The following is a 26,935-nucleotide window of genomic DNA, read 5'->3' on the forward strand; positions in this document are numbered from 1 at the left end:
CAAATTTAAAGCCAATTAAGAAATAGTTTCAGACTGGGTATAACTCGCAAAAGCCTCTTCCAAACTATCAAATTTTCCTTTGAATTCTTCAATTGCACAATCCTGCAAAATATTTCCTTTATGTATTAATATCACTCTTGAACACAATGCTTCAACCTCTTGCATGATGTGTGTAGAAAGTAAAACCGTCTTTTCTTTACCGATCTCTTTTACTAGGTTTCTGATCTCAATAATCTGATTGGGATCCAAACCATTGGTTGGTTCATCTAAAATCAATAAATCCGGTTGGTGAATAATTGCCTGAGCTAAACCCACTCTCTGTTTGTAACCTTTAGAAAGCTGACCGATTTTCTTAGATTTTTCCGGCGTTATTCCTACCAATTCTATTACTTCGTCTACTCTCGTTTCAGAAATTTTGTGAATATTTGCCACAAACTGAAGATATTCTTTTACATACATTTCTAAGTACAAAGGATTATTTTCAGGTAAAAAACCTATATTTTTTTTGCTTTCAATCTCATGTTCGGAAATGTTTTTTCCATTAAAAATAATTTCACCTTCATCTATTTTCAAAGCACCGACAATAGATTTCATCAGGGTAGATTTTCCGGCTCCGTTGGGTCCGAGAAGACCGATGATTTCGTTTTTTTCGATCGAAATATTAATATTGTTGAGTGCAGTTTGATCGGCAAACTTTTTGGTTAAATTGATTACTTGAAGAGACATAATTTTAGAATAATCTTTGTACAAAAATAAAAATAAAAAAACTCATTCAGAGAGAATGAGTTGGATATTATTAAAAAATAAATGTTATTTTCTGGATTTCTTTTTCTTTGCTGGAGTAGATGCAGGTATTGCAACAGCAGGTTTTTCTTCTACATAAGTCTGGGTATTTGATACATTAGAAGCAGTATTTACCTTATTGAGTAAAGGTTTTTTGTATAAAGCAGCTTTTGTAGTGCCAATTCCGAAAATTTTATCAATCTGTTTTTTGTTTAAAAACTGAGATTTACCAGTGTATTTTTTATTTTTATTGATAAACTGAATAAACTGTACCGTTGGCTGACCATAGTTTTTTTCGTAATGAAGTTCTATAATGTCATTAGGAAGCTCCAGAGTAACGTTTCCCGTCGGTTCATCTATAAAACCGTCCGTAACCAATTTGTAAAGTTCATAAACATCTCCGTTCATATCCAAAAATGAAAATGATCTGAATGTATTCAGGTTACTTGTATTGATGTCCTGATAATTGATGGTGAATTTGTTTTCTTTTTTGTATAAGCCTACAGAATTTTCTTTACCAATTTCCACTAAGGTCTGATTTTTAAGCACCTTAATTTGCGAAAAAGCAGTAACGCCAAATATGCAGGCAAATAATAGAATAAATTTTCTCATATGATGTCCTTTTAAATTGTTGTGATATGGTTATGCTAAATTATAGATTCTCCCATAAACAACAATTTTTTTCGTGTACAAAAATAATCTTTTTTTTTAACTTCGATTTTTAAAGTATAAGATTTAAGTAAAATTAATTTTTAATGACAAAAGAAAAAACCGCCTGTAAAAAAGCGGTTTTATTGAAGTGTAACCTCGATAGTTCTATATTCAAATCATTTATTGGCAGATATAAATCATATTTTGAAGGTGTTAAGTGCTATTTAATATGAATATCAACGGTGGTGCTGATAATTTTCAAATACAGTATAGCCATTCCGCCAACTATACAAAGTACTCAGATTTTGGATAAGCTGGCAAGGATTATATATGAGGAAGATTATTCTAAAAATGTTTTTAAATATTCGATACTTGCAGTCCAGACGATACTTTTATAACGATCATTTGCAAGATCAGTGTGCTGTGTTGTAAACATTGAGTACATATATTGCCCCTGCTGGAATTTTGCGTACAATTCATTTTCACCTGCCGGATTATCTTCTCTTTGTTTTTTGATATATTGTGCGAAATTTTCTAATGTTCCCATCTGATGTAATTGAAATTCTTGTCCGGTAATGTTTTTCACATCATCAGAAATCATATTCGGGCTTATCTGAAAACTGGCAATCTGCATATTTCTAGGTGTGGTATCATCCAACGCAGCTTCTGCCGTGAAAGATGCTGTATTATCCATTGTTGTGAAATCTAATTTCCAATCTGCCTTATCTCCCCAATACCCAATACTTTTATCTTTCAGGTTAAGCATGGGTGTGTTATATTTTAAAATATCTGCGAAACATCCATTAAAAATAGATGTAGCCTGGATAGGGGATTGGTCTATATGTTTTTTAAAAGTTCTTCTTAGATCAAAATTTCTGTTTTCGCCTTCCGGTAAGTCATTGTAATCAGTACAAAAATCAGACGGGATAAATCTGGTTACACCCGCTTTGATGGCTCCGTCTAGTATTTTTTTTTGCAGATCAATAATGACGTCTCCCAATCCAGCAACTGCTGAAACAACGCATTCGACATCTTTACATTCTGCAGAGATGGCATCAATGTCATTTAGATCAATGATCTTAACTTCAACACCCAGTTCTTCAAGAACTTCTATTTTATCTGTATCCGTTGATTCTCGAACAATTGCTTTGACGGATGCGCCTCGCTGAAGTAATTCTCTACAAATTCTGTTTCCTAAATTGCCTGTTGCACCTGCAACTAAAATTTTCTTTTTCATAAGTATATATTTTACGATGCTAAAAAAGGTAATACTATGTCGAGCACTTCCTGTGGTTTTTCTTCAAATAAATAATGTCCGCTGTCCATAATCCCAACGACTTTCAGATCAGAAGCAACAAAAGGAAGTCCATAATTCATATAATTGTAGCTGATGTAACTTCCGATTCCTAAAACAGGCATAGTCAGTTTCTGATATTGCTTGGCGTGCTCTATATCCTGATGAAAAGTCTGATACCACGCATTGGATGCTCTGATGCTGTCTTTATCATTGTAAGCTGCTGCGTAGACAGCTCTTTCGAGGCTGGTCATTTTATCTGCATCAATCATCACATATTCAAAAAGCCAATCCTGCAGGAGATGGAATCGACCTTCCAGCAATTGTTCCGGCAAACCCTTAACCTGATTGAATCCCATCCACCATGCGTAAGGCATATCCGCATTCATTTTTTCATTAAAAGTGCCTTGTGCCGGTATGAGTGGCATTTGATACAGTCCTTCACTTGGATGCGAGCCATCGAGAACGATCAGTTTTTCTGTAGCTTCGGGGAAGTTAAATGCAAAACTCATTGCGACCATTCCACCGATGTCGTGTCCCATTAAACTCACTTTCTCAAAACCTAAGTGCATAACCAACTGCTGAATATCGGTAGCCATTGTCTTTTTATCATATCCTGATTCGGGTTTTCCTGATGTTCCCATGCCTCTGAGATCAACAATAATAACCCGGTATTCTTTAGCCAATTCCATTGCTACGGGTTGTAATGAATACCAGGTTTGTGGCCAACCAGGGAGACAGATTAAGGGTTTTCCTTTGCCGCCTTCTGCATAGTGTAGTTGGATACCGTTTACGGTAATGTATTTGTTTTCGAAGCCCGGAAGATTCTTAATCAATTCATCATCGGAATAGTGGTCTGCTGTAAGATTTGAAATTACGTTCATGTCGGTTTTATTTGTTGACACAAAGATAGATGGTCTTTTTGCGGGCAAAACTACCATCTGGTAGTAAATGCTTTATCGGATATTTTTTCTAATTCTGCTGAGAGCGTTAGGTGTTATGCCTAATACACTGGCTAGTTGCTTTACAGGAATCTTTTGTAGGATCTCCGGTGTATTGATAAATTCCAGATACCTTTCTTCAGCAGTAAGTGTCTGAAAATTTAAGATCTGATCAATCATCCGTACCGTGGTTTCTTCCCATATTTTCCTGCCGAACTCATGCCATACAGGGATGTGGCCGTACAGAAAATCCATATCTTTTTTAGCGATGACGATAAGGTCTGTGTCTTCTATTGCAATAATATTGAACCTTGTTGGTTTTTGCGGATTGAGACTTGAAATTTCTGTAAAAAATTCATTTTTAAAAACGACCCAGGTTGTATTTTCACTGGTTAATCCCTCATAAAAAAATCGTAAACCACCGGAAACAATAAAAAAATACTGACTGGCAATCTGTCCTTTTTTTAGGACGAGTGTTCCTTTCGGAACTGACTTTTTTCTGCATCTTGAAAGCACAATATTCAATTCACTTTCATCAATGCTGATGGTTTGTCTGATAAATTTGACGAAGTTTTCCATTCTGTTGGCAGTGTTGTTTTTATTTTAAAAGATGTTTATAATATAACAGCTTAAAAATCTTTACCTCTTTAAGGCGCATAAAAGTACGAAGTAAAATCATGCAACTCATCTTGAACCCTTTTAAATGTTCTGTCAAAACAATTTAATAACAATCTGTTCTTGTTAAAGATGACTTTAATGGTTTTTTAAAATCTGTTGATTATTCATCACTTATCTATCAGTAATGGTTTAATTGCCAATCTGTATCCCTATTTTACCGTAGAAGTCTTTATCGCCAACTCTTGTTTCCAGTAAGCTGTGGGCTTTACCAATTTCCTCTAAAGGGAATACTTTATTTACAACAGGCTTTAGTTTTTTGTTTTCCACCAATTTGGTCAATTCGTCCATTTTATTTCTATTCTGTCGTGTGAAAACAAAATGATAGGTTGCGTTTTTGCCCCATGCTTCAATGAGGTTCTGAGGTTTTTCAATATCCACCAATGTAACGACCTGTCCCATCTGGCTGAGAATTTTACCGCTGTCAGAAAGTGTATTGCCTCCCAAAGTATCAATAATAACATCCACACCTTTGTTATCTGTCAACTGCATAATAGTATCCAGATAATTTTCATTTTCATAGTCAATTATATAATCGGCACCCAATTCAGTTAGAAATTGATGATGAACTTTTCGGGCAGTAGTAAATACTGTGGCACCCATCGCTTTAGCAATTTGTATGGTAGGAATTCCTACACCTCCGGCGCCACCGTGAATCAAGATAGTCTGGTTAATTTTTAGTTGTGCTCTTGTAACCAGCATTTCCCAGGCTGTACCTGCTGCCAAAGGGAGTGTCGCTGCTTCAAGATGACTGATGTTTTTAGGTTTAAGCCCCATAATTGATTCATTGGCCACATGATACTGCGCATAACTTCCTTGTCCCTTAAAAATCTCGGGAGTATAATAAACCTCGTCACCGACTTTAAAATTTTCGACTCCGGAACCTATTTCCACGATCACACCGGAAACATCATGACCTGTAATAATAGGTAATGTCAGTTCATTTTTATAATCTCCTCGTCGCACCTGAAAATCCAACGGATTCACAGAACTTGCTATAACTCTGACCAAAACTTCCTTAGAGCCTGGTTTTGGCATTGGGACTTCCACAATTTCGAATTTCTCTACAGAACCGAATTCTTTTAACATTGCTGCTTTCATAATAAGTTTAGTTAATTAGGTAAATACCTAAATGTTAATATAAATTTTTTTATAATTGATCTTTTATCAGAATTGCGAAATCCTGAATTGTTTTTTCATTTCTTTTATAATAGGTCCATTGTCCTTTTCTTGTGGCAATCACAATATTAGCACCTGACAAAGTCTTTAAATGTTCAGATACGGTCGGTATTGCCATACCTGCCTTTTTGGCGATATCAGAGACGCAAACTCCTAATTCAGCTGTTTCCTCACCCAATTCTTCTGCCGGAAAATGTGCATAAGGATCATTTAGCCATTTAAGAATATTTAAACGGGTCTCATTGGATAATGATTTTATAACTTCTAATAATTCCATGAAACCAATTTAGGGAATTTCCTAAATACCTACAAGTTTTTCTGATAATTTTTTTTCATATTTTTTTGGAGCTTATTGCCTGTGATGATTACTCTTGGCTCGGAGGATATACATTGTATTGTAAAGATATGCATCGGGTGGAGGTAGTTCCTAGTGTATGACACAAAAAAGGAAATATTGGAATCAGATTTACAGAATTATAATGCGATTTTTAGCCTTATGTAAGAGCACATAGATGATGGATGGTCATTATTTTGAATAGATTAAAAGCTAAATCAAAAACGATTGTTGAACAGCGATAAAAAGACTTTTGCTATCTTTGTTTAATATATGATTACCCAAGAAACTATGTCTTATAAAAGCTTTGATCCAGATTTAATCCTCCGAGCATTAACGTCATCTCCGTCACCGACTGCCATTTATTCTGGCGAAGATATGATTATACAGTTTGCAAATCAGGGCATGTTGTCTCTATGGGGCAAAAACTCATCTGTCATAGGTAAACCGTTAATGGAGGCAATTCCGGAACTTGAAGGGCAACCATTTTTAGAGTTATTACAAGAGGTTTGGCGTACCGGTAAAACTTATTCGGTACAGGAAGCTCCTGCAAAACTGATAAAAAACGGTGAGGAAGTGCTGGATTATTTTGACTACGATTATAAAGCACTTACAGACCATAATAATGAAACGTGGTGTATCGTCAATACTGCACTCGAGGTAACTTCTCGTCGTGAATTTTTACAACAAATACATCAGAAAGAAGAAAGAGAGCATGCACTCAATGAAGAGATGGCTGCCACACTTGAAGAGCTTACCTCAACTAACGAAGAGCTTAACAATTCTATAAAACAGCTTGCCCAAAGCAGGGAATATATCCGTATGATCATTGAGCAGGCCCCGGTTGGAATAGCCATGCTGAAAGGACCTGAACATATCATTGAAATTGCAAACCCGGCCATTCTTACCATATGGGGACGCACAGAATCGGAAGTAATTGGCTACCCGCATGCTGATGCCCGCCCGGAATTACAGGGTCAGCCTGTCAATAGTTGGCTTAAAGAAGTTTACCGAAGCGGAAAACCTCAAATCAACAGCGAGTTTGTAGTTAAATTGCGACATAAAGATGGATTGAGAGAAGCGATAGTAAACTCTATATATCAACCGATTTTTTCCGAAAGTGGTGATATTGAGGGAGTTCTTATCATTCTTGAAGAAATTACACAACAGGTTTTGGAGCGACGCAAGAATGAAGATGATCAGCAAATGTTGGCACTTGCCATAGATGCAGGCGAACTTGCTACATTTTATTATCAACCTGAAACGAACCTCTTTTCAGGAAATAACCTGCTTAAAACTTGGTTTGGTCTCTCTTCAGACCAAGATTTAGACCTTTCTCTTGCATTAGAGATCATCTTGCCGGAAGACCGGGACCGCGTTATTACAGCTATCACTAAAGCACTTGACAAAGATTCTGATGGTCATTATTTTATAGAATATACGATCCAAAATAAAGTAGATAAAAAATTAAGGCTGATACAGGCCAATGGCAGGGCTTTCCACGATAATGAAGGCAATCCGATAAGCCTCAACGGTACCCTCAGAGATATTACAGAACAAAAAAAAGAGGAAGAACGGAAAGATGATTTCATGGGAATGGTTAGTCATGAGCTTAAGACACCACTCACATCCATTAAAGGATATATTCAGATTTTACAGCGAATGGAAGTCAATAGAGAAAACGCAATGCAGCAAAGTATACTTGAAAAATCATTGAAGCAGACGGATTATATGAATAATATGATCAATGGTTTTCTTAACGTATCAAGACTTGATTCCGGGCAATTGCACATTGAAAAAACGAGCTTTGATTTACAACTACTGTTCTCCGATATTGAGGACGAAATACTTACCACAAACCATACCCACAAATTTATTTTTAAATCATCTGAGCCAACTATAATATATGCTGACCGTGAAAAGATATCGCAAGTACTTCACAACCTGATAGGAAATGCGATCAAGTATTCACCTTTCGAAACGGTTATCACAGTTGAATATTTAACAATAAATGATAACAGTTTAAAAATTAATGTTCTGGATCAAGGAATAGGAATATCAGTAGATGATCAGCAGCGAATATTTGAGAGGTATTACCGCGTAAAAGATATTAACAGTAAATCGATAGCGGGATTTGGGATCGGACTTTATCTTTGTAAAGAAATTATTGAACTTCATAACGGTAATATTCAGGTACAAAGCTCAAAAAATGAAGGAACTATGTTCTCCGTTATTTTACCCATTGACGGCAAAAAGATTCACTGGTCTGAATAATGAAACTTGACTAAAGATATGTTATTTTAAATCTCACACCATCATTGCCTTCCAAAATCAAGACTATATTTTGGTAAGGTTTTTCTGTTTTTTCAACAAATTGTTTCATGAATTCTGAATCATAAAATTAGAAAATTGTATGTCTACAGTTTTCCATAATTCTGTTGGATCTAGATTCAGCGGTCAAAATTCCTTCTGTAAATCAATCAATCAATCAATCAACCAATCAATCAATGTAAATTCCTAAAAATCATATCTCTGACTTATTTGGAGCAAAAAATTGAAATCAAATCATACTCGGACTGAGAAAAAATTCAATACATCTGGAAACGGGAAGTAACTTTTATAAAAAATAAGAAATAAGTAAAAAGATACCACATCATCTCATTTTATTGATAATGAATCAAAAATCGACTCGGAGTGGTTTATTATTTGAAGCTTTACATCAACTTTCATTGTTGAATTATAAAAACGAAAGAGTATGCTGATAAGAGAAGAGCCTTTACCTGGTGGTGGATTACTAATTAATATCTTGATTTTAAAAAAATAACAAATGACTGAAAAGCAATTAAAAATCAGGCAACAGGCATTTGCACTAACACTCTGCACGATTGTATTCATTGTTGTGTACAAACTATCCACTTGGTATGCCTCTTCATTAGATCATGTGCCGTCATACACTTTTGACTTTGAGAGGTCGATCCCATTCGTTCCGTTGTCGATCATTCCTTATATGGTAAGCGGTCTTTTTTTCTGCATGGTATTTTTTTCCTGTAAAGACAAACATCAATTAAAAATATTGACATGGAGAATGCTTTTTGTCATCATTATAGCAGGAATATTTTTCGTGGCACTTCCTTTACGTTTTTCATTAACAAAGCCTGAAGTGTTTAATAGTATTTTAAAGCTGCCTTTCTCGTTTTTAAAAGCATTCGATTCTCCTTTTAATCAATCTCCATCATTGCATATTGCTTTTGCATTTGTATTCTGGTCGGTGTTTAAAGATCTTTCAAAGTGGCGGTTTTTCTTTATGATCATGCTGATTCTTGTGGGAGTTTCAACATTAACTACTTATCAACACCATTTTATTGATATTTTAGCCGGAGCCATTCTCGCACACGTCAGCTTTATAATCATTCCATATCATAAAAAAGATGTTAAATACCGAAATTTCCGATTGGCAAATTATTACTTTTTATCATCATGGGTTTTCATTTCAGCTGCCTTATTTTTGAACCAATACATTGGTGCTGAGGGATTGATAATGTTCTTACCTGCAATAATAACAATGATTATCGGCTATGATCACCAAAAATATAATAGAATTTTACCTCTGTTTATTTTAACAGTAAAACAAGACATTCGTGAATCCAGGAAAAATTAATGTAAGATATATTCTGATCGAAGTGATTCACCAAAATTACATAACAGGTATGTCATAGTATGATTGATCTGGGTAAGACAAAAGCGTATAAATAAAAGATCCGAAAAGGTTCTTATAGTCTGCCTTTATTCTACGGTTAATATTCTTTTAGCTTTATTATTCCAAAGTATTATTTTTTGCTCCATACTTGAAGTAATCATTCTGTTTCCCTGTTTGTTCCAAGTAACACCCCATAAATAGTCACTCGATTTGCCTTCTGAAATAAGATTTCCTTTTGTGTCCCAGATCCTCAATGCGTCACTTGCTGTTGCTAATCTGTTACCTTTTGAATTCCAGGTTAAGTTTCTGTATTCACCTTTACTTATATCAATTGATTTCAATGGTTTACCATTCTCGTCCCAATATTGAAGTAAAGATTTGTTTTTTTCATCGCCATAGTCGCCTGTTACAAAAAAAAACCCTGATTTGTGCCAGGCAATACTCAATAACATTACTTCTTCCTGCCTGTGTTTTATTGATTTTAGCAAATTTCCTTCAATGTCATAAAAACGTATTCTGTCTGTAACTGTTGTAAGAATATTTTTTGTAGGATGCCAATCAATAGCTGTTATGCTCCTTGTATTTTCATTATTAAATTTTCTTATCAATTCACCTTTTATATTGTAAATCAATATCTGTCCTTCATTGTTGGCAACAGCTAAATATTCACCTGTATTATTCCAATCAATTCCTCTTGCTCCATCAGTAGAAATCCCTTTTAATTCAGTTTTTTGATTCGTCTCTAGATTAATAATACTGGATTTGTCACCAGACATTTGTGTCGTTACTGCTATTATATTTTTTTTAGGATGCCACTTAATGCGTGTAATAGTGTTCTTAATATCAAATGATTTGTATAGTTTAAGATTCTTCTCACTATAAATTTTTAAAGTATTTATGTTTCCGCCAATCGCAATGAATTTTCCGTTTGGACTCCAGTCTGTTGTCCAAAGAATTTCTTTTTTTATAGCATTTTGAGAAAATGTCTGATTGCAGAAAGCAATAATCAGAATATTTAGAATCGTCAGTATTTTAATTCGATTTATCATTTTGTATGTAGTTGATATTTCAAAACCGTTTTACATTAAAATTCACGTGCCATCATTATTGTGATTTGTTATAGTTTTCCACTATAAATTCTAAAATGTTTTCTATTTTTTCAGTTCACCAATATTACTGCAATGAACTGGTATAACTAGTCTTGGTAATTATATTTTGTTATCAGTATTATTAATTTGACATTATTTTCTTTTTGAACTCCTCAAATTCTACAGATGGTAAACCAATAGCTTTCCTGTTTGCATTGATCTTCTTTTTATTACTTTTTTCTTCTATTGGAATAATTACATGATATTCTATGGGTTTGTTATTGATCTCATTTCTCCGATCTTCCAACATCGCATAATTAAAAGGATCGCACGTTCCGTTTCTGATTAATTCGGGAAGCTTCTTTTTAAAATATTCATAATCTCCATTATATGCCATGTGGTTAAAAATCAGGGGTAAGAATATTTCCGAATGTGGTTTTCCTTGCAGAATATATCCGCCAACTACCTTTTCATTGGGAAAACCGACTGTTTCGATAATTTCTCTTAATCTTTTGCTGTGCTGCCAATCAATTTTTTTTATACTGTCATAGTCTGTTGTGTTTCTTACTTCTTGGTCTTTCAGTGTCATCTTTCCCAATTCATTTCTCAATGGGATGTTGATTTTGCTGACATTTTTCTCAACGATCTTTTCAACTTCTGCCTTGTCAATATGAAACTCTTCTAAAAGTTTGACAACACTATTGTCTCCTAAAATAGTTTCGACACTGTATGCCTGTCCGTTCAGATAATTTTCAACATCAGTTCTTTCCACTTTTACCACTTTACTCTTAGAGATCAAATAATCTCTAGATACATTTACAAACCAACCTTTTACAGGTTTATATTTCTTAAGCAAAGGATCTAAAATTCTATAAGTTTCATCATAGTTTTTCGTAACAAATAAACTGTCTGCTTTGTAAATCTCGGAGTAATACGATATATAATTTAGCTCATTCTCACCGCTGTTTTTATGATAAAATCCTGTATCTCTTGATGGCTGAGAATCTGTTGATCTGCTTCCACAACTGATAATTACCAGTAAAGTAAGAAAAGTAGCAGCAAAAGATGTTTTGAAAAAATTCATAATTGTTAAATTTGGTGACTTAAATATTAATATCGTTTTGAAATTTAGCTTTATTTTGGCTAAGATAACCGAGATTATAACAAAATTAAATAGAATAGTGATGTGAACTTGTTCAAATGCATTTCAGGCAAGTTTATTTATATCGGGTATTATTATTATTATCATTCAATTGGCTTAACAATACAGTTGGTGCATATCCGAAATGTTTTTTAAAAGCATGCGAAAAGTGAGAGAGATTTTCAAAGCCTGATTCGTAACAAACATCGATGGGTTTCTTTTTCTTTTCTGCAAGCTGATAATGTGCCAATTCCAAACGTTTTTGAGTAAGCCACCTTTGCGGCGTTGTATTAAAAGCTTTCTTAAAATCACGTTTAAATGTAGTGAGACTTCTTCCTGTAAGGTAGCTGAATTTTTCTAAAGCCATATTAAACATAAAATTTTTTTCCATAAAATCGGCCAGGTCAATTTTGTTTGGTTCTTCGAAGTTTGCCAGAACATGGTCTATTTCTTTATCAATACTACGCAGTATAGTGACAGCTTCAGTAATTTTCAAAGAGGCTAGTTTTTCCGGCAATTCATTCATTTCAAAATATGGTACCAGTGATGCTAAACAGCTTTCCAGTAATGGGTGGTTATTAAATGAATATATTTTCTGCGATCTCGATGGTGCAGGTTTTATATTTAAAGTTGCGTAAAAATTTCTTAGCATATCCATGGAAAGGTGCATTACAACAGTCTTGTGGGGTTGCCCGTCTTTTGGATAATTAATAATCGTGGCAAGTTGGTTTCTTGGTATCAGAAATATATCTCCTTTGCTGAAAAAATAAGTTGCATCTGCCTGCACTATTTTTGTTTCTCCTGAAATGAACCAAATGAGCATATGATGATCTAACATAATATCCGACTTGAAGAATTTATCTTCATAACAGCTGAGTTTGATGTCTTCTGTGATATATTTTGCTTGATATTCCATCTTACTATGATTTTTAGGAATTTAATGGTTATTCTACCTGTATATTGCTATCATGAAAATAGCACATTCTTTATTACTAATTTAATACTTTATTGAATGCCCAACAGTAATGACGGCAACTCTATTTTTAAATTTTTCACATTGTTTATGTTGATCAGATTATATTAAATCTTATCCCTGTCATTTCTTCACTCAGATTCCATAAACGTTTGGCATTGGTTTCATCTACCGAATATCGTTTTACACCTGGTGACATTTCATTATCGAAAGCCAGTCCGGCAACTTCAGCATCTTCGCAATATATCCCTCCGATATTGTTGAGCAAAGGGCTTGTAGCACACCAAACTGTTGTAGCAGCACCTTGAGAAACAGTTTTTAAAGAATCCGCAACTTCTGGTAAAATTTTACCTTCAGCATCGCAGAAACCCATTTTCTGAAATAACTCCAAAGAAGCCTCTCTGCCTAATTCTGTCCCTGCGATAGAACCTGGATGCAGAGAATAGGCACGAATATTATAACTTTTGGCACGGTTATCCAGCTCCAATGCAAATAAATTGCTGGCAGTTTTAGATTGCCCGTAAGCATGCAAAGTTTCGTATTCCCGATGCACGAAATTTGGATCTTCAAAATTTAAAGGAGCAAATTGATGTCCATGAGACGAAACGTTAATCACTCTCGATCCGTTAGCTTGTTTAAGTGCAGGCCAAAGCTTTGCGGTTAACTGAAACTGAGCCAGATAATTAGTAGCCAGTTGAGATTCTATACCCCTGCTATCTTTACGAAGAGGAACCCACATAATCCCTGCATTGTTGATGAGCAGATGAAGAGGCCGACCTGATTCTAAAAACCTTTTACCAAATTGATCTATAGAATTATGATCCATCAAATCCATTGTTTCAATTTCTACATTGGCAATGCCGTTAAGATTTCGTTTAGCTTTTTCTACATCTCTTGCAGGTACAATGACCGTAGCTCCGGCAGCTGCCAATGTTTTGGTGGTCTCAAGACCAATGCCGGAATTTCCTCCTGTAACAATTACAATTTTTCCGGTAAGATCAATTCCTTTAATTACATCTGTAGTTGTTGATTTTGCGTTGAAGCCAGAACCGACTGGTTTTTGTAATGCTCCTTGATCATTGTTTTGTTCCATTTTCTGTAAAACTTTATTTGTTTGTTTAATAGAACAAAAGTAGTCTGGATATTTTGACTTGATTTTGTTTAAACGTCCGAATATACTTTGTTTAAAAGGCTGTTTTGAAATAATCGTTAAAAAAACAATGTCTTGTGATGAAATGAAATTTGATTCAAGATATGGTAATCATCATCTATTAATGTGCACCATTGATAAAAGAGCTATAATTGGTTTGATATATCCTGAAAAGTTAACCTTCAACGGAGAATATTTTCAAACCACTAAAATCAACAGTTTTGCAGAGACTATCTTCCTGATTAAGAAGGAAATAGGAAAACAAAAAAACCGACAAAGAAGTGAAGAAACTTCAAATGTCGGTTTTGTGACCTCGACAGGATTCAAACCTGTAACCTTCTGAGCCGTAATCAGATGCGCTATTCAGTTGCGCCACGAGGCCTTATTTAAAGGTTTGCAAATATAAGACTTTTTTGCTTTCTTTGAAAGATGAAATTGAAATTTTTAATTTTTATAACCTTGTTACTGCTAAACTCCTGTAAACAAGAGCAAAAAATATCGCAATCTGGTCTCATTTCTTTATCTTCCAATTTAAGATATCAGGTAAATGACGGGAATATACATATAAAATCAGGAAAGTTTGAGTATGATTTTAAAGAGAGTCAGTTACCTTTCAAAAGAGTTATTTTATTAAATGCGAGCTTATTAGGATATATTTCAGAAATTGAAGCAGAAAATAGGATCATTGGAGTTTCTAGTCCTGAATATATTTATTCTCAAAAAATTAATGATTTGATAATACAAGGACGGATACATAATGTTGGAAACGATCAAAAATATGATGTCGAAAAAATTATTTCTCTAAAACCTGATGCCATTTTCACCAATTACATTGCAAGTTTTGATAACACCTACCAGCTTTTAAAAAATAACGGAATTCAGGTGATATTTTTAGATGAATATATGGAACAGAAGCCATTAGAAAAATCTGCATATCTCAAACTTTTCGGAAAACTTTTCGGAAAAGAAAAACTTGCAGAACAAAAATATGCTGAGATTGAAAAAAATTATATTGGCTTAAAAAAATTAGCTTTACAATTCAGGTCAAAGCCAAAAGTTTTAGCCAATGAAATGTATGGTGATGTATGGTATTTGCCTGGTGGAAAAACATTTACCGCCCATTATATTGCAGACGCCAATGCTGATTACATTTTAAAAGATAATACCGAAGAAAAGGCAGTGACCATGAGTTTCGAAGAAGTCTTCGCAAAATCAAAACAAACTCAATACTGGGTAAATGCCGGAAATCATCTTTCAAAACAGGAGTTATTGAATATCAATCCGTTTTACAGCAAAATTGAAGTTTTCAATAAAGGTAAAATCTACGGAGTTAGTGGCAAAGAAAAGCAACAGTCTAATGATATTTTTGAAAGTGGAGTTGTACGTGCCGATCTTATTCTTAAAGATTACATAAAAATCTTTCATCCGGAGCTTTTGCCCGAATATCAGTTGACTTACATGAAAGAATTGCAATAGCTCGCAGGAATTTTTTATTTTTGCAGCAGTATTTAAGCTTATGTGGAAAAAAATAAAGCAGTTCATTTTTATCGTTCTTGTCTTGAACGTTGTATTTATCATTTGGGGACGATTTTTTAATCCTCCTATTACCATTACGCAAATTGGCGGACTTTTCGAATATGGAAAGCTTAATCGTGATTATATTTCCTATGATGAAATGGGTAATAATGTAAAAAAAGCAGTAATTGCCTCGGAAGATCAAAAATTTTTTAATCACAATGGTTTTGATTACACTGCGATTGAAAAAGCAATGAAGAACAACGAAAAGGGCAAAAAACTGAGAGGAGGAAGTACAATTTCTCAACAGACCGCTAAAAATATTTTCCTTTGGCAGGGCAGAAGCTGGATAAGAAAAGGTCTGGAAGCAATTTATACTTTCATTATTGAAAAAGTCTGGAGCAAAGACATTATTCTCGAAAGATATCTGAATTCTATTGAGATGGGTCAGGGTGTTTTTGGGGTTGAAGCTGCTTCCCAATATTACTTTGGGAAATCTTCAAAAGACCTTTCTGCATCAGATGCAGCTTGGATTGCCGCAGTTTTACCCAATCCGAAAAAATATGATCCGAAAAATCCTTCAGCTTATTTACGAAAGAAACACAATTGGATCATGAGACAGATGAGAAATGTAAGTTTGAAATAGTATCTTTGTACTAATGAAATTTCTCAGTTCTAGTACAAAAAATTTTGAATCTGTTCTTAAAAAATATTTTTCTTTTAAGAACGAAACCCTTTCGCTGGAACCTCTTGCTGAGTTTCTGGAAAGCATAAAGAAAGCTGATTTTACAGACGTTCTGAATTGTTTAAAGGCAAATCCTAATTTAGCTGAGAATTTCAAACATTATATTCACAACATTTTTGCGGGCAGACCATTCAATTTATCGTTAACTGAAGCGAATATTTTGTCGGAGAATGCCTTTTTTCCCGAGCTGAAGAAACGGATTCTTAATAAAGTTTTACCTCCCGTAGAAAACGAGAAAACGGTTTGGTACATGGTAGACAATATCAGTTTCAGACCAAAAAAAGACCTCGAATATCTGCACAATCTTCCTGAAAATGAAATGAATGAGTTTTTTCATTTGTTGGGAATTTCAGATTTTATTCAAAAACGAAAAGTTAAAAGGGAACTTATTTTCTCGATGAATATTCTCTCGTGGCGCGTTACCGGAATGGCATTGGATGTTGAAGTTGTAAGAATGGCTCCCGAATACAGAAACTTTGACAACCCATTTTTAGCTTTACAAAAGGAACTTGAAACTTTAGCAGAAGAGTTTAAAATCAATCCTGATATTCAGTTAAATTCAAAAGACAGCAGGTACAAACAAATAAAAATTTATACCGAGCAATGCCATGATTTTGTAAATATTGCTTTTAAAAATTCATCAAAATACGGTATTTCAGGAAAAATCAATCAGGCACTTTTAAAAATCCGTCAGCAAACGCAGAGGATTTTTGAGATCGTACAGTTATTGGTCATTGATACCGATAATGATGTAATTGTAAAGTCTAAACAATTGATGTTGAATGTTTTGAGCTACAAATCTCACAAAAACAATATTTCAGAACTCTTCAACGACAGTACGAGAATGATTTCTCATTTAATCACCAATCACACTGCCGAAACAGGAAGCCATTACATCACATCGAGCCGGAAACAGTACATGAAAATGTTCTACAAAGCGAGCGGTGGAGGTATCATCGTTGGTGCTTTATGTATTCTTAAAATGCTGTATGGTTTTATGCCCGGAAGCGACTTTTACCATGCGTTTTTGTACTCGTTAAATTACGCAATGGGATTTGTGATGATTTATCTGATGGGTTTTACTTTAGCTACAAAACAGCCTGCGATGACGGCTGCAACAATGACTAAGGTTCTGTATGAACAGGAAAATACTCAAAGAAACAATACTGAATTTGCAGATTTAGTTTCCAAATTGTTCAGAAGTCAGTTTATTGCATTTGTTGGGAATGTGTTGCTTGCTTTTCCGGTTGCTTTGGCGATTATTTATGGTTTAGATGTATTTTTCTCACAGAATCTGGCGGTTGAAAAATCTGAAAAATTACTGAGAGATTTAGATCCTTTTAATTCTAAAGCGATTCTCCATGCGAGTATTGCAGGTTTTTATCTTTTTATTTCGGGGATCATTTCAGGGAACATCGGTAACAATTCCGTATTCTTTCAGATTCCGGATCGGATTGCCAAAAACCAGTCGATCAAAAGGTTCTTCGGAGCAAAATTTGCAAAAAGCCTTTCAGAATACTATGCTAAAAACTGGGCCGGAATAATTTCCAATTTTTGGTTTGGTGTTTTTCTTGGCGCTACAGCTCCGATCGGATTATTTTTTGGTTTAGATCTGGATATTCGTCACATTACGTTCGCTGCAGGAAATTTTGCTCTTGGATTGTACGGAAAAGATTTTAGTGTAGATTCTTACACGTTCTGGATTTCGCTGCTCACTGTTTTCATTATCGGATTTTTCAACTTTGCGGTGAGCTTTAGCTTGTCGATGTTTTTGGCATTCAGATCTAGAAAATTAAATTTTGGTGAAGTAAGTGAGATTTACAGAGAGATTTTCAGATACTTTTTAAAAAATCCGCTCAAATTTTTTATTCCGTTGCGATCTAGTTTTGATTTTAAAGCGAATGATTTAGTGAAAAAAACATCCATTACAAAATCTGAACATCCGTAAATTTTTCTTCCCCGAATTTATCCTGAAACTTTTTGAGGTAAAAACTTTTTCTCATTTTAAAATCATTTTTCAAAAGCGGAGAATCTATTTTTATAATAATTGTTTTATCTTCAATATTTACACTTTCAATTTCATTAAATAAACTTTCATCCAGATATTCTTCAAGAAAATCTTTAATTTCAAAAGCCAATAATTTATCTTCAAAACCATAAATTCTGGCAAATGATTTTACCAGTTCAGAGGATTGAAATTCGCGTTTTTTGTTTTTTCGCATCAGTATTTTCTATTATGCTGTGTTTCTATTCCATTATTTTTAAACAATTTTTCTAATTGAGAATAAAAACCATCACACATTTCATTTATTTCTAACGATTTTTCTAAATTATATTGCATTCTGTGACACTCAAAACAAATTTCAAGTATTTCAAAAACTTTATCATTTTCATTATAAAATAAAATAGCATTTCTTGGAAAAAAGCATTTACTCATCACACGCAAATCATTTGAAAATTTGCCGCAAGTATTGTAAAGTAATTTTGATAAATTAAAAATTTCTTTAAAGTTGAGGGTTTTGGCTTGTTCAATTCCTTCTAGATTTTCATTTCCTATAATGTTTTCTAATTTAATTGGAAACTTTTGTTCTGCCATTATTTTTTTAATTATTGCAGAATCAATATTTTTTCCAATTGGTGGTAATGGAATAGGGGACTCACTAACGAAATCTGTATTATATGAAATGATTTTTACTTTTGTTGCTTTACTAAAGGGGAATATTTCTAAAATTTCATTTGTTAAAAATTTCTTCTGCCCAAAAACAAAAAATGATAAGAAAATGAATATAAAAAAAGAGAATTTCTTCATAGATTTTAGATTTCGAATATTATACTTTCTTCATTGATCTTCTTCACCACACTTTCTGTGCGTTCTCTGTGCGTATCAGTAATGAAAATCTGTCCGAAATTTTCCTGATTAACGAGCTTGATCAATTGTGCAACACGAGTGTCATCCAGCTTGTCAAAAATATCATCTAAAAGAAGAATCGGAGTTTTTCCGGTAAGTTCTTTTATCAAACTCATTTGAGCGAGTTTTAACGAAATCAAAAACGATTTCTGCTGTCCCTGCGAACCTATTTTTTTGATAAGCACAGAATCCATTTCAAAAAGCAAATCATCTTTGTGAATACCTTTTGAAGTATAAGTGAGCATCCTGTCTTTATCTATATTTTGATCTAAAAGTTCCTGAAAGATTTTATCAGACTGAGCAATGTCAAAACCTTCCAGTAAATGTGATTCGTAAATCACTGAAACAGTCTCTTTTCCGCCCGAAATAATCTGATAAAAATTCTGAACAATAGGATTAAGTTTGGCTACAAATTCTTTTCTTTTCTCAAAAATTTTAGTTCCGGATTTCGTGATCGGTTCATCATAAATTTCTAAAGAATCTCTGTCCCAAACCCTGTTTTTTGCAAAATATTTTAATAAAGCATTTCGCTGCTGAATGGTTTTCTGATACTGGATCAAATCAAAAAGATATCCCGAATCGGTCTGTGAAATCATTGAATCTAAAAACTTTCTTCGACTTTCCCCAGAGTCTGAAATCAAATTAGAATCATACGGAGAAATCATCACGCTTGGCAAATAACCGATGTGATCTGCCATTCGGTCGTAGCTTTTATCATTTTTTTTAATGATCTTTTTTGCGTCTTTCGGTTGAGAGATTTTGATGCTGTCTTCACTGTCATCATTCTGAATTTCAGCATCAATCGTGAAGAAATCTTCGTCTTTTTTGATGTTGTTGGTATCTGTATTTCCTAAGAAACTTTTACCGACAGAAAGATAATGCAAAGCATCAAGAATATTGGTTTTCCCGGCACCGTTATTTCCCACAAAACAGTTGATTTGTGGCGAAAACTCAAACTTTTTTTCAGAATGGTTTTTAAAATTGTATAGGGTGAGTTTCCTGATAATCATTTGTCAAAAATACTTCATTATTATTAAAAATAAAAAAGGAAGTATAGAACAGCTTTCAACTCCGAAAGAAAAATATGTATCATTTCTTTTGTTTTCGGAAAAATAAATCAAAACAAAAGTAAAGACAGAGGTTATGAAAAAGCTAAGTGAAAACTGAACATCTAAATAAAAAGTAGATAAAATTGTTGAAATAAACACCAAAATATAGGCAAGATATTTCGTGTTTTGAATTCCAATCAATTTTGGAAATGTTTGAACAGCATCACTTTTCATATCCCGGATGTCAAACGGTAAAACTAAAGCCGTAATGAAAAAAAAGCTGATGAAAAATATAGGAATATCAAATTCAGGCAAAGTCAGCCAGCAATTGACTAATGCCCAAACCAAACCCACATAAAAGACTTTCAATAAAGGGATTTTCCGGATGTAGTTTTCCAGAAAAAAACTGTTATATAATAATCCTAAAATCACAATCACAAACCATTTTATCAACCGTATTTCATTATGGTTAAAAATTATCAAAGCAGCCGAAACAATTCCTGTGATGATATTAAAAATGAAAATTTTATAAAAATACTGGGTATTCTGATATTTAGTATACAGATATCCGCTGAAATAGGTGATGAATATCAAAAGTGCAGACGGATAACGGAATGTATTTTGCTCAAGCATGAAAAATACAGCGAAAAAAGTTCCCATCAAAGAGACAAAAATTTGGCTGTCTATGATAGATTTTTTCAGTACTTTTAAGCAATTCATTTAGTAAAAATAACATTTATGCAAAGATATTCCAAGATTTTGTTTCTTATCCTTATGCTGCTGAATTTTTCAATGGTTTTTTCGCAAAACTATTATGATCAGCAATGGAAAAAAGTACAGGAAAATGCAAATACGGGAACTTTTAAATCTAATCTGCCCATCATTTTAGACATACAAAACCAGGCGATGAAAGAAAATAATGCTCTACAACTTATCCGTTCTCTTAAGGCGGAATTCAGTATTGTTAATAGAACTTCAGATGATGATAAAAACAATTCTGCTTCAAAGTTTTTTGTTAAGCTTCAAAATGCTGAAAAAAAATTGAAGGGCGAAGATCTTTTGGTGTATAAGGTTTTGTTATCAGGCTTTATGTTCGATTACTACAATGATCATTATTGGGAGGTTAACAGAAGAACCAATATGAATTCTCAGGATATTTCGCAAATTGAAACATGGAGTAAGCTTGATTTTAAGAATTATTTAAACGAAAATTATATCGAACTTGATAAACAGAATCAGGCGATGAAAAAAGTTTCTTTTACACAATATAAAGATGTTTTTTCTAATACGACTGATATTTCGTATTTCCCGACTTTGCTGGATTGGTATTCTATTGAGAAAGTCAGTTTCTTATCTAATGCTCAATTTTTTACCAAAAATGAATTAGCAGAAAACAGAAATACAATCAATGCTGTTTTTGATAATTTGATTGCTCAAAATTCAGGAAACTCTAAGTTGTATTTTATGCATCAGAAATTGTCTGAAAATTGTGAATTGAGTCAATGTAAAGACAAACTGGAGCAACTTCAAAATTTAGTTCAGTCGAATATTGATGGTGATTACAAAGTTCTTTTGATGGAGGAAATCATGACTGAACTGATAGCCAAAAACAAACAAAAAGAAGCATTGGCAGTAGGAAATCAGGCAAAGACTCAATATCCGAAATCTTCTTTTTTAGAAAATATCAAGAATAAAGAAAATCAGGTCATTAACCCCTATTTAAGTTTGAAATATGAAGAACAAACGCAACCTGATCTGCCGATTCATTTGGTTGCTGAATTCAAAAATGTTTCAGAATTTTCAATGAATATTTATGAAGTAAAAGATGAATTTTTATCATTCATACAATATGCTAAAAACCCTTATAACAATGCTTTTGCAAAAGTTAAAAAGACTTTGTTAAAGAAAGAAACTTACAGTTTGTCTGACCCAAAAGATTATCAGCTTCACAAAACTTCATTGGAGATCAAACCGCTTCCATCAGGAATTTATGTTGCAGAGTATATTGTAGCAGGTTCTGATGAAAAAGAATCGATACAAAATTTTTATTTTTTTGTTTCAAAAAACAGGATAATTTACCAATCTAAAGATGACAGAAATCAACTTTCTAATGAATTGAAATTGGTAGTTGCAGAAAATGGAAAGCCCGTCAACAACGAAAACATAACTTTCTATGAATTTGTACCGAATACAACTTTAAATAAAGTTTCGGGGAAAACTGATGAAAAAGGTGTTTTTAAATTTCCGACAACGGCAAATACGGATTATTACAGAACTTTTCTGATTCATCAGCAAAAAACCAATGATTTCCAAATGATGGAATTTTATGGTGATCGCGAAAATGTAGAAGATTATAATCCCAATAAAGAAACTCGCACAAAAGCTCAGATTTTTACAGACAGAGCGATTTACAGACCGGGGCAAACGGTTTATTTTAAAGTGATTAATACCAAAATAGATAAAGAAGTTGAATCAGTTGTATCTAATTTAAAGCAGAAAATAACTTTATTAGATGCCAATAATCAGGAGGTTTCCGCTCAAAATTTTACGACGAATGAGTTTGGTTCTTACCACGGAAGCTTTGTTTTGCCAAAAGGAAAACTGAACGGCAACTTCACAATTGTAACAGACGGAAATTCAAATGGCTATAAATATTTTCAGGTTGAAGAATACAAACGTCCGAAATTTGAAGTCACTTTCGAGCCGGTAAAAGATGAATACAAATACGGACAAACCATCGAACTGAAAGGAAAAGCAGTGATGTTTTCGGGTGTTGCGTTGAGTAATACAAATATTAGTTACGAAATCAGAAAACAAAACATCCGTTGGAGATATTTTCCTTGGTATCCAAACGATAATGAAAATGAAAACTCAATTCTTGGTGAAGCAAAAACCAACGAGAAAGGAGAATTTACCATACAATTAGACCTTAAAAAAGATGAAAATGTAGAAGGAATTCAGATTGATAATTACCAGATCAGTGCTTCCGCAACTGACATCAATGGTGAAACACAGACTGCGAATACCAATTTAAAAGTGGCTTCTGTCTCTCATTATATCAAAGTGGATGAGATTAACAATACTTTTGCTGATGAAAACGTGAAAGTAAAAGTTGAAACTAAAAATTACAACGAGCAAAATCTCACAAAATCTTATCAGGTAAAATTATCAAAGTTAGAAGCTCCAGTCAGGATTTTCAGAAGCAATTTTAAACTGGAAGTTCAGAACTTACCGAAGTTTTCAAAAGAAGAATTTATCAGCAAATTTCCGCATGATTTGTATGATAAAAACGATGAAGTTGAAAACTGGAAATCAACAATCGTTTTTGAAAAAACTCAGCAGCCAACCACTGATAATCAAAAACCCTCAACTCATCTCGATTTAGGAAAACTTGAAGCCGGAGATTATCAACTGGAACTCTACAATATCGAAGGAAAAGACACCATTAAATCTACTCAGAAATTCAGTGTTTGGAACAAAAAATCTTTAAAATCAAACCAAAAAACTTTTCTGACGGTTTTAGAACCTAAAAATGAATTTTCAAGAGGCGAGAAAGCTAAAATTTATGTTTATTCTGCAATTCCTGATGCTCTGGTGAATGTGTTTATTCAAAATGGTTCAGGAAAAACGGTTTCTGAAGTTCACAAATTTAAAAACGGAATTTTGGAATATTCGGTTGATATGCCAAAGGAAAAAAGTATTATTAATTTGAATCTCCAGTTTCAGGTAGTTGCATTTAATGATGTACAAACCGAAGCGGTTAATTTAAAAATTAAAGATACAGAACAGCCTTTAAAAATAGAAACGGTAACATTCAGAGATAAAATAGAACCCAATTCTAAAGAAAAATGGTCGGTGAAAATTTCCGGAAATGATAAAGAAAAGATCAATGCTGAAGTTTTGGCGAATATGTATGATATGTCTTTGGATCAGTTTGCGGTGAATGCTTTTGACTGGGAAAAACTGTATATGACTTATTCATTTGTTACTTCCTATCATATCAGAGAATATTTAGCTCAGAAGTATTATCAGAAGCAAATGAAATATTACAAAGGAAAATTTGTATCAGTTCCCAATTTTAATTGGTTTGACGGAAACTTGGGATTTGGTTCGGATACAGATGTTGATGGAACACTGGATAAAGATGATGCTTGTCCTACAGTTCCTGGTTTACCAGAATATAATGGTTGCCCGAAACCCAAAAAGGTTACGGCAATGGAGATAGAATCTAGTATTGCTCAACCAGCGCCTATGGCTGGGGAAAAAAACATTGAAGAAGTTGTTGTTTTAGGCTATAGTAAAACGTCTACGAAAGCTAAAAGTGCAGCTTCTAGTATTACTGTGGCAAATGAAGATTCATTGATTGACATAGAATCTCCCAAAGAAGAATTAGAAAATATCCCGGTCCGTCAAAACCTCAACGAAACTGCATTCTTCTACCCAGACTTACAAACAGATGCCGAAGGAAACGTTAACTTCGAATTCACTTCACCGGAAGCATTGACCAAGTGGAAATTAATGTTCCTGGCTCACACAAAAGATGCACGATCGGCAACTTTAGAAAAAGAAGTGATTACGCAGAAAGAATTTTCGGTAACCCCAAATTATCCGAGATTTTTGAGAGAAGGTGATGAGTTGAATTTGCAATCTAAACTTTCAAACTTAACCAGTAAGAAATTAAACGGTTCTGCTCAGTTACAAATTTTAGACGCTTTTACCAATGAAGATATTTCGTCGGAATTTGGTTTAAATTCTAGCACCCAGAATTTTAATTTAAATGAAAACGGAAACTCAGCATTAACATGGAAAGTGAAGGTTCCTAATAATGTTTCTTCTATTATTTTAAAAGTTGTAGCAAAAGCAGGAGTTTATTCTGATGGCGAACAAAAAGCAATTCCTGTTTTGCCAAACAGGATGTTGGTGACCGAAGCGATTCCGGTTTTCGTAAAAGAAGGAGAAACGAAGACGTTTGAATTGGAAAATCTTAAAAATGCCAATTCTACGACCATTTCAAATGTTTCAAATACTTTGGAACTGACCACAAATCCGATCTGGGAAATCATGTTTGCACTTCCAAGTCTGAAAAATGATCAGAATAATTCTGCAGATGTGGTTTTCAATAAATGGTTTGCCGACGTTTTGGCTTCAGAAATTTTTAAAGCCAATCCGAAACTGAAAACGGTTTTTGAAGAATATCAAAGCAAAGGATTATTAAATTCAAATCTTGAAAAAAATCAGGAACTGAAACAACTGTTGCTGGATGAAACTCCATGGGTTTTGGAAAGCAAAAATGAGGAAGAGCAGATGCAGAAACTGGCATTGCTTTTCGATGCAAATACGATGAAAAATTCTATTAACCAGGATTGGGATGATTTCAAAAAGCTACAGAATCCGGATGGTGGTTTTTCTTGGTATCAAGGGTATCCGAGCTCTTACGGAACATCGCTTTATATACTTAAAAATTTAGGAAAAATAAATGTTTGGTTAAAAGATAACGTGAAAGATTATCAAAGTTCAGATCAGAAAGAATTGGTTGAAAAACTGGTTCGGTATGTTGATAATGAAATTAATAAATATACGGACGTTAAAACTGAAAATGTTATTAACAACTGGACTTTAGATTATCTCGACACCAGAAATTACTGGGAAAAACAGTTTCCTTTAAAAGACAAAGGAGCAACTTTAAAATCTTTGGTAAAACAAAAAGCAAAAACGACAAAAATAACCGATTTCACATTCTTCGGATTGCATCGTACAGCTTTACTGATGAGCGATTATGGTTTGAAAGATATTTCAGATAAATTATTAAATTATTTAAAAGAAACTTTTGTAGACTCAAAAAATCAAGGTGTTTATTGGAAACAGAATCTGGATGATTGGGGCTGGTTCAGTTCAAAAGTTGTGAATCATGCAGGAGCTTTGGAAACTTTCAATAAGCTTAAACCGAACGATCAGAAATTCATTGAAGACCTGAAAATCTGGCTGATTACGCAAAAAGAAGTCAATTCCTGGGGAAGTTCAAGAGGAACTGCAGAAGTGATTTTTACGATTTTAAATTCAGGTAAATCATGGACTTCAAATGATAGCGATAAAGCAACCATTATTTGGGGCGGCAAAGAACTGAAACCCGAAACTCAGGCGACAGGTTATGTGAAATCTACTTTGAAAATAGATGTTTTAGATAAAAATCTAGCGACAGTTACTGTAACAAAACCCGGCGCTGGAATTGTTCAGGGTGGGTTGTTCTGGCAGTATTATGAAGATTTAAGTAAAATAAAATCTTCTGAAAATTACATTTCCATCACTAAAGAGCTTTACAAAAAAATAAAAACGGTAAACGGTGAAGAATTGCAGAAAATCTCTGCAGAAACTCCGTTGAAAGTTGGGGATAAAGTAACCGTAAGAATGATTTTAAATACAGATCGCGCCATGGAATTTATTCATATTAAAGATATGCGGGCCGCAGGATTTGAGCCTTTGGATGTGATTTCAGGTTATCAGTGGAAAAATAATTTGGGTTATTACCAATCAACAAAAGATGCTTCCACCAATTTCTATATTCAATACATGCCAAAAGGAAAATATGTGTTTGAGTATGATTTTGTAGCCAATGCATCCGGAAAATTCTCTAACGGAATTACAACCATGCAGAACTTCTATGCTCCGCAAATGAATGCGCACACAAAAGGAAGCAATGTAGAAATTTCGGAATAATGTAAATAATAATTATAGCCAGTTCCCCTCAGAAATGTGGGGAATTTTTTATTTAATATTTAAAGAAAATGTTTCACAGCTTGTTGTAAAAATTTTTA

At 33.7% G+C, this 26,935-nt stretch carries 22 protein-coding genes and 1 tRNA gene; 7 read left to right on the forward strand and 16 right to left on the reverse strand.

Going from position 1 to position 26,935, the window contains the following annotated elements:
• Window positions 1-15 precede the first annotated feature (15 nt).
• The 7 genes from ACZZ9T_RS09440 to ACZZ9T_RS09470 all read right to left on the reverse strand — a co-directional run bounded on the left by ACZZ9T_RS09440 (window position 16) and on the right by ACZZ9T_RS09470 (window position 5,800).
• Window positions 16-726: an ABC transporter ATP-binding protein gene (locus ACZZ9T_RS09440; RefSeq protein WP_463441869.1), complete on the reverse strand. Its 711-nt coding sequence runs from the start codon at window positions 724-726 to the stop codon at window positions 16-18.
• Between the two features lie 84 nt (window positions 727-810).
• Window positions 811-1,395, reverse strand: coding sequence for a hypothetical protein (locus ACZZ9T_RS09445; protein WP_463441870.1), 585 nt, complete (start codon window positions 1,393-1,395; stop codon window positions 811-813).
• A 379-nt stretch (window positions 1,396-1,774) separates the two neighbouring features.
• Window positions 1,775-2,671 (reverse strand): NmrA family NAD(P)-binding protein, encoded by an 897-nt coding sequence (locus ACZZ9T_RS09450; protein ID WP_463441871.1) that lies wholly within the window; start codon window positions 2,669-2,671, stop codon window positions 1,775-1,777.
• Between the two features lie 11 nt (window positions 2,672-2,682).
• A complete protein-coding gene (locus tag ACZZ9T_RS09455) occupies window positions 2,683-3,633 on the reverse strand; it encodes an alpha/beta fold hydrolase (protein WP_463441872.1) in 951 nt (316 codons plus the stop codon).
• A 51-nt stretch (window positions 3,634-3,684) separates the two neighbouring features.
• On the reverse strand, window positions 3,685-4,248 hold the full coding sequence (locus ACZZ9T_RS09460; RefSeq protein ID WP_463441873.1) for a Crp/Fnr family transcriptional regulator: 564 nt from the start codon (window positions 4,246-4,248) through the stop codon (window positions 3,685-3,687).
• Window positions 4,249-4,476: 228 nt separating this feature from the next.
• Window positions 4,477-5,445, reverse strand: a complete 969-nt coding sequence (locus ACZZ9T_RS09465) for a zinc-dependent alcohol dehydrogenase family protein (protein WP_463441874.1) — start codon at window positions 5,443-5,445, stop codon at window positions 4,477-4,479.
• Between the two features lie 49 nt (window positions 5,446-5,494).
• Window positions 5,495-5,800: an ArsR/SmtB family transcription factor gene (locus ACZZ9T_RS09470; protein WP_463441875.1), complete on the reverse strand. Its 306-nt coding sequence runs from the start codon at window positions 5,798-5,800 to the stop codon at window positions 5,495-5,497.
• A gap of 330 nt (window positions 5,801-6,130) precedes the next feature.
• Here ACZZ9T_RS09470 and ACZZ9T_RS09475 point away from each other — a divergent pair, with 330 nt between their 5' ends.
• A complete protein-coding gene (locus tag ACZZ9T_RS09475; RefSeq protein WP_463441876.1) occupies window positions 6,131-8,131 on the forward strand; it encodes a PAS domain-containing sensor histidine kinase in 2,001 nt (666 codons plus the stop codon).
• A gap of 553 nt (window positions 8,132-8,684) precedes the next feature.
• Window positions 8,685-9,515, forward strand: a complete 831-nt coding sequence (locus ACZZ9T_RS09480) for a phosphatase PAP2 family protein (RefSeq protein ID WP_463441877.1) — start codon at window positions 8,685-8,687, stop codon at window positions 9,513-9,515.
• A 125-nt stretch (window positions 9,516-9,640) separates the two neighbouring features.
• Here the strand turns inward: ACZZ9T_RS09480 and ACZZ9T_RS09485 are convergent, their stop codons facing one another.
• From ACZZ9T_RS09485 to ACZZ9T_RS09500, 4 genes are all read right to left on the reverse strand, one after another.
• Complete coding sequence (locus ACZZ9T_RS09485; protein WP_463441878.1) at window positions 9,641-10,603, reverse strand: WD40 repeat domain-containing protein; 963 nt, start codon at window positions 10,601-10,603, stop codon at window positions 9,641-9,643.
• Between the two features lie 181 nt (window positions 10,604-10,784).
• Complete coding sequence (locus ACZZ9T_RS09490; RefSeq protein ID WP_463441879.1) at window positions 10,785-11,726, reverse strand: hypothetical protein; 942 nt, start codon at window positions 11,724-11,726, stop codon at window positions 10,785-10,787.
• A 133-nt stretch (window positions 11,727-11,859) separates the two neighbouring features.
• Window positions 11,860-12,699, reverse strand: a complete 840-nt coding sequence (locus ACZZ9T_RS09495) for an AraC family transcriptional regulator (protein WP_463441880.1) — start codon at window positions 12,697-12,699, stop codon at window positions 11,860-11,862.
• Between the two features lie 154 nt (window positions 12,700-12,853).
• On the reverse strand, window positions 12,854-13,849 hold the full coding sequence (locus ACZZ9T_RS09500; protein WP_463441881.1) for an SDR family NAD(P)-dependent oxidoreductase: 996 nt from the start codon (window positions 13,847-13,849) through the stop codon (window positions 12,854-12,856).
• 127 nt (window positions 13,850-13,976) lie between these two features.
• On the opposite strand from ACZZ9T_RS09500, the gene ACZZ9T_RS09505 reads away from it, so the two are divergent.
• Window positions 13,977-14,249 carry a hypothetical protein gene (locus tag ACZZ9T_RS09505; RefSeq protein WP_463441882.1) on the forward strand — a complete coding sequence of 91 codons (273 nt, stop codon included), beginning with the start codon at window positions 13,977-13,979 and terminating at the stop codon, window positions 14,247-14,249.
• Here ACZZ9T_RS09505 and ACZZ9T_RS09510 read toward each other — a convergent pair.
• Window positions 14,215-14,288 (reverse strand) — tRNA-Arg (locus ACZZ9T_RS09510). The two genes, ACZZ9T_RS09505 and ACZZ9T_RS09510, sit on opposite strands and share 35 nt — an antisense overlap.
• 77 nt (window positions 14,289-14,365) lie before the next feature.
• On the opposite strand from ACZZ9T_RS09510, the gene ACZZ9T_RS09515 reads away from it, so the two are divergent.
• The 3 genes from ACZZ9T_RS09515 to ACZZ9T_RS09525 are packed head-to-tail and all read left to right on the forward strand — an operon-like array spanning window position 14,366 to window position 18,114.
• Window positions 14,366-15,382 carry an ABC transporter substrate-binding protein gene (locus ACZZ9T_RS09515; protein ID WP_463441883.1) on the forward strand — a complete coding sequence of 339 codons (1,017 nt, stop codon included), beginning with the start codon at window positions 14,366-14,368 and terminating at the stop codon, window positions 15,380-15,382.
• 40 nt (window positions 15,383-15,422) lie between these two features.
• Entirely contained in the window at window positions 15,423-16,067 is a 645-nt protein-coding gene (mtgA, locus tag ACZZ9T_RS09520) for a monofunctional biosynthetic peptidoglycan transglycosylase (RefSeq protein WP_463441884.1), read from the forward strand.
• A gap of 13 nt (window positions 16,068-16,080) precedes the next feature.
• The gene (locus tag ACZZ9T_RS09525) at window positions 16,081-18,114 is read left to right on the forward strand and encodes a recombinase (protein WP_463441885.1); all 2,034 of its coding nucleotides are present in this window, start codon (window positions 16,081-16,083) and stop codon (window positions 18,112-18,114) included.
• Here ACZZ9T_RS09525 and ACZZ9T_RS09530 read toward each other — a convergent pair.
• The 4 genes from ACZZ9T_RS09530 to ACZZ9T_RS09545 are packed head-to-tail and all read right to left on the reverse strand — an operon-like array spanning window position 18,092 to window position 20,843.
• Window positions 18,092-18,388, reverse strand: coding sequence for a hypothetical protein (locus ACZZ9T_RS09530; protein WP_463441886.1), 297 nt, complete (start codon window positions 18,386-18,388; stop codon window positions 18,092-18,094). The genes ACZZ9T_RS09525 and ACZZ9T_RS09530 overlap by 23 nt on opposite strands.
• Window positions 18,388-18,975 carry a hypothetical protein gene (locus ACZZ9T_RS09535; protein WP_463441887.1) on the reverse strand — a complete coding sequence of 196 codons (588 nt, stop codon included), beginning with the start codon at window positions 18,973-18,975 and terminating at the stop codon, window positions 18,388-18,390. The genes ACZZ9T_RS09530 and ACZZ9T_RS09535 overlap by 1 nt, the downstream gene beginning before the upstream one ends.
• Window positions 18,976-18,980: 5 nt before the next feature.
• On the reverse strand, window positions 18,981-20,084 hold the full coding sequence (recF, locus tag ACZZ9T_RS09540) for a DNA replication/repair protein RecF (protein WP_463441888.1): 1,104 nt from the start codon (window positions 20,082-20,084) through the stop codon (window positions 18,981-18,983).
• Between the two features lie 3 nt (window positions 20,085-20,087).
• A complete protein-coding gene (locus tag ACZZ9T_RS09545) occupies window positions 20,088-20,843 on the reverse strand; it encodes a UbiA prenyltransferase family protein (protein ID WP_463441889.1) in 756 nt (251 codons plus the stop codon).
• A gap of 18 nt (window positions 20,844-20,861) precedes the next feature.
• On the opposite strand from ACZZ9T_RS09545, the gene ACZZ9T_RS09550 reads away from it, so the two are divergent.
• Window positions 20,862-26,837 (forward strand): alpha-2-macroglobulin family protein, encoded by a 5,976-nt coding sequence (locus ACZZ9T_RS09550; protein WP_463441890.1) that lies wholly within the window; start codon window positions 20,862-20,864, stop codon window positions 26,835-26,837.
• The last annotated feature ends 98 nt before the right edge of the window (window positions 26,838-26,935 follow it).

The organism is Chryseobacterium sp. AC417 (genome assembly GCF_979258215.1).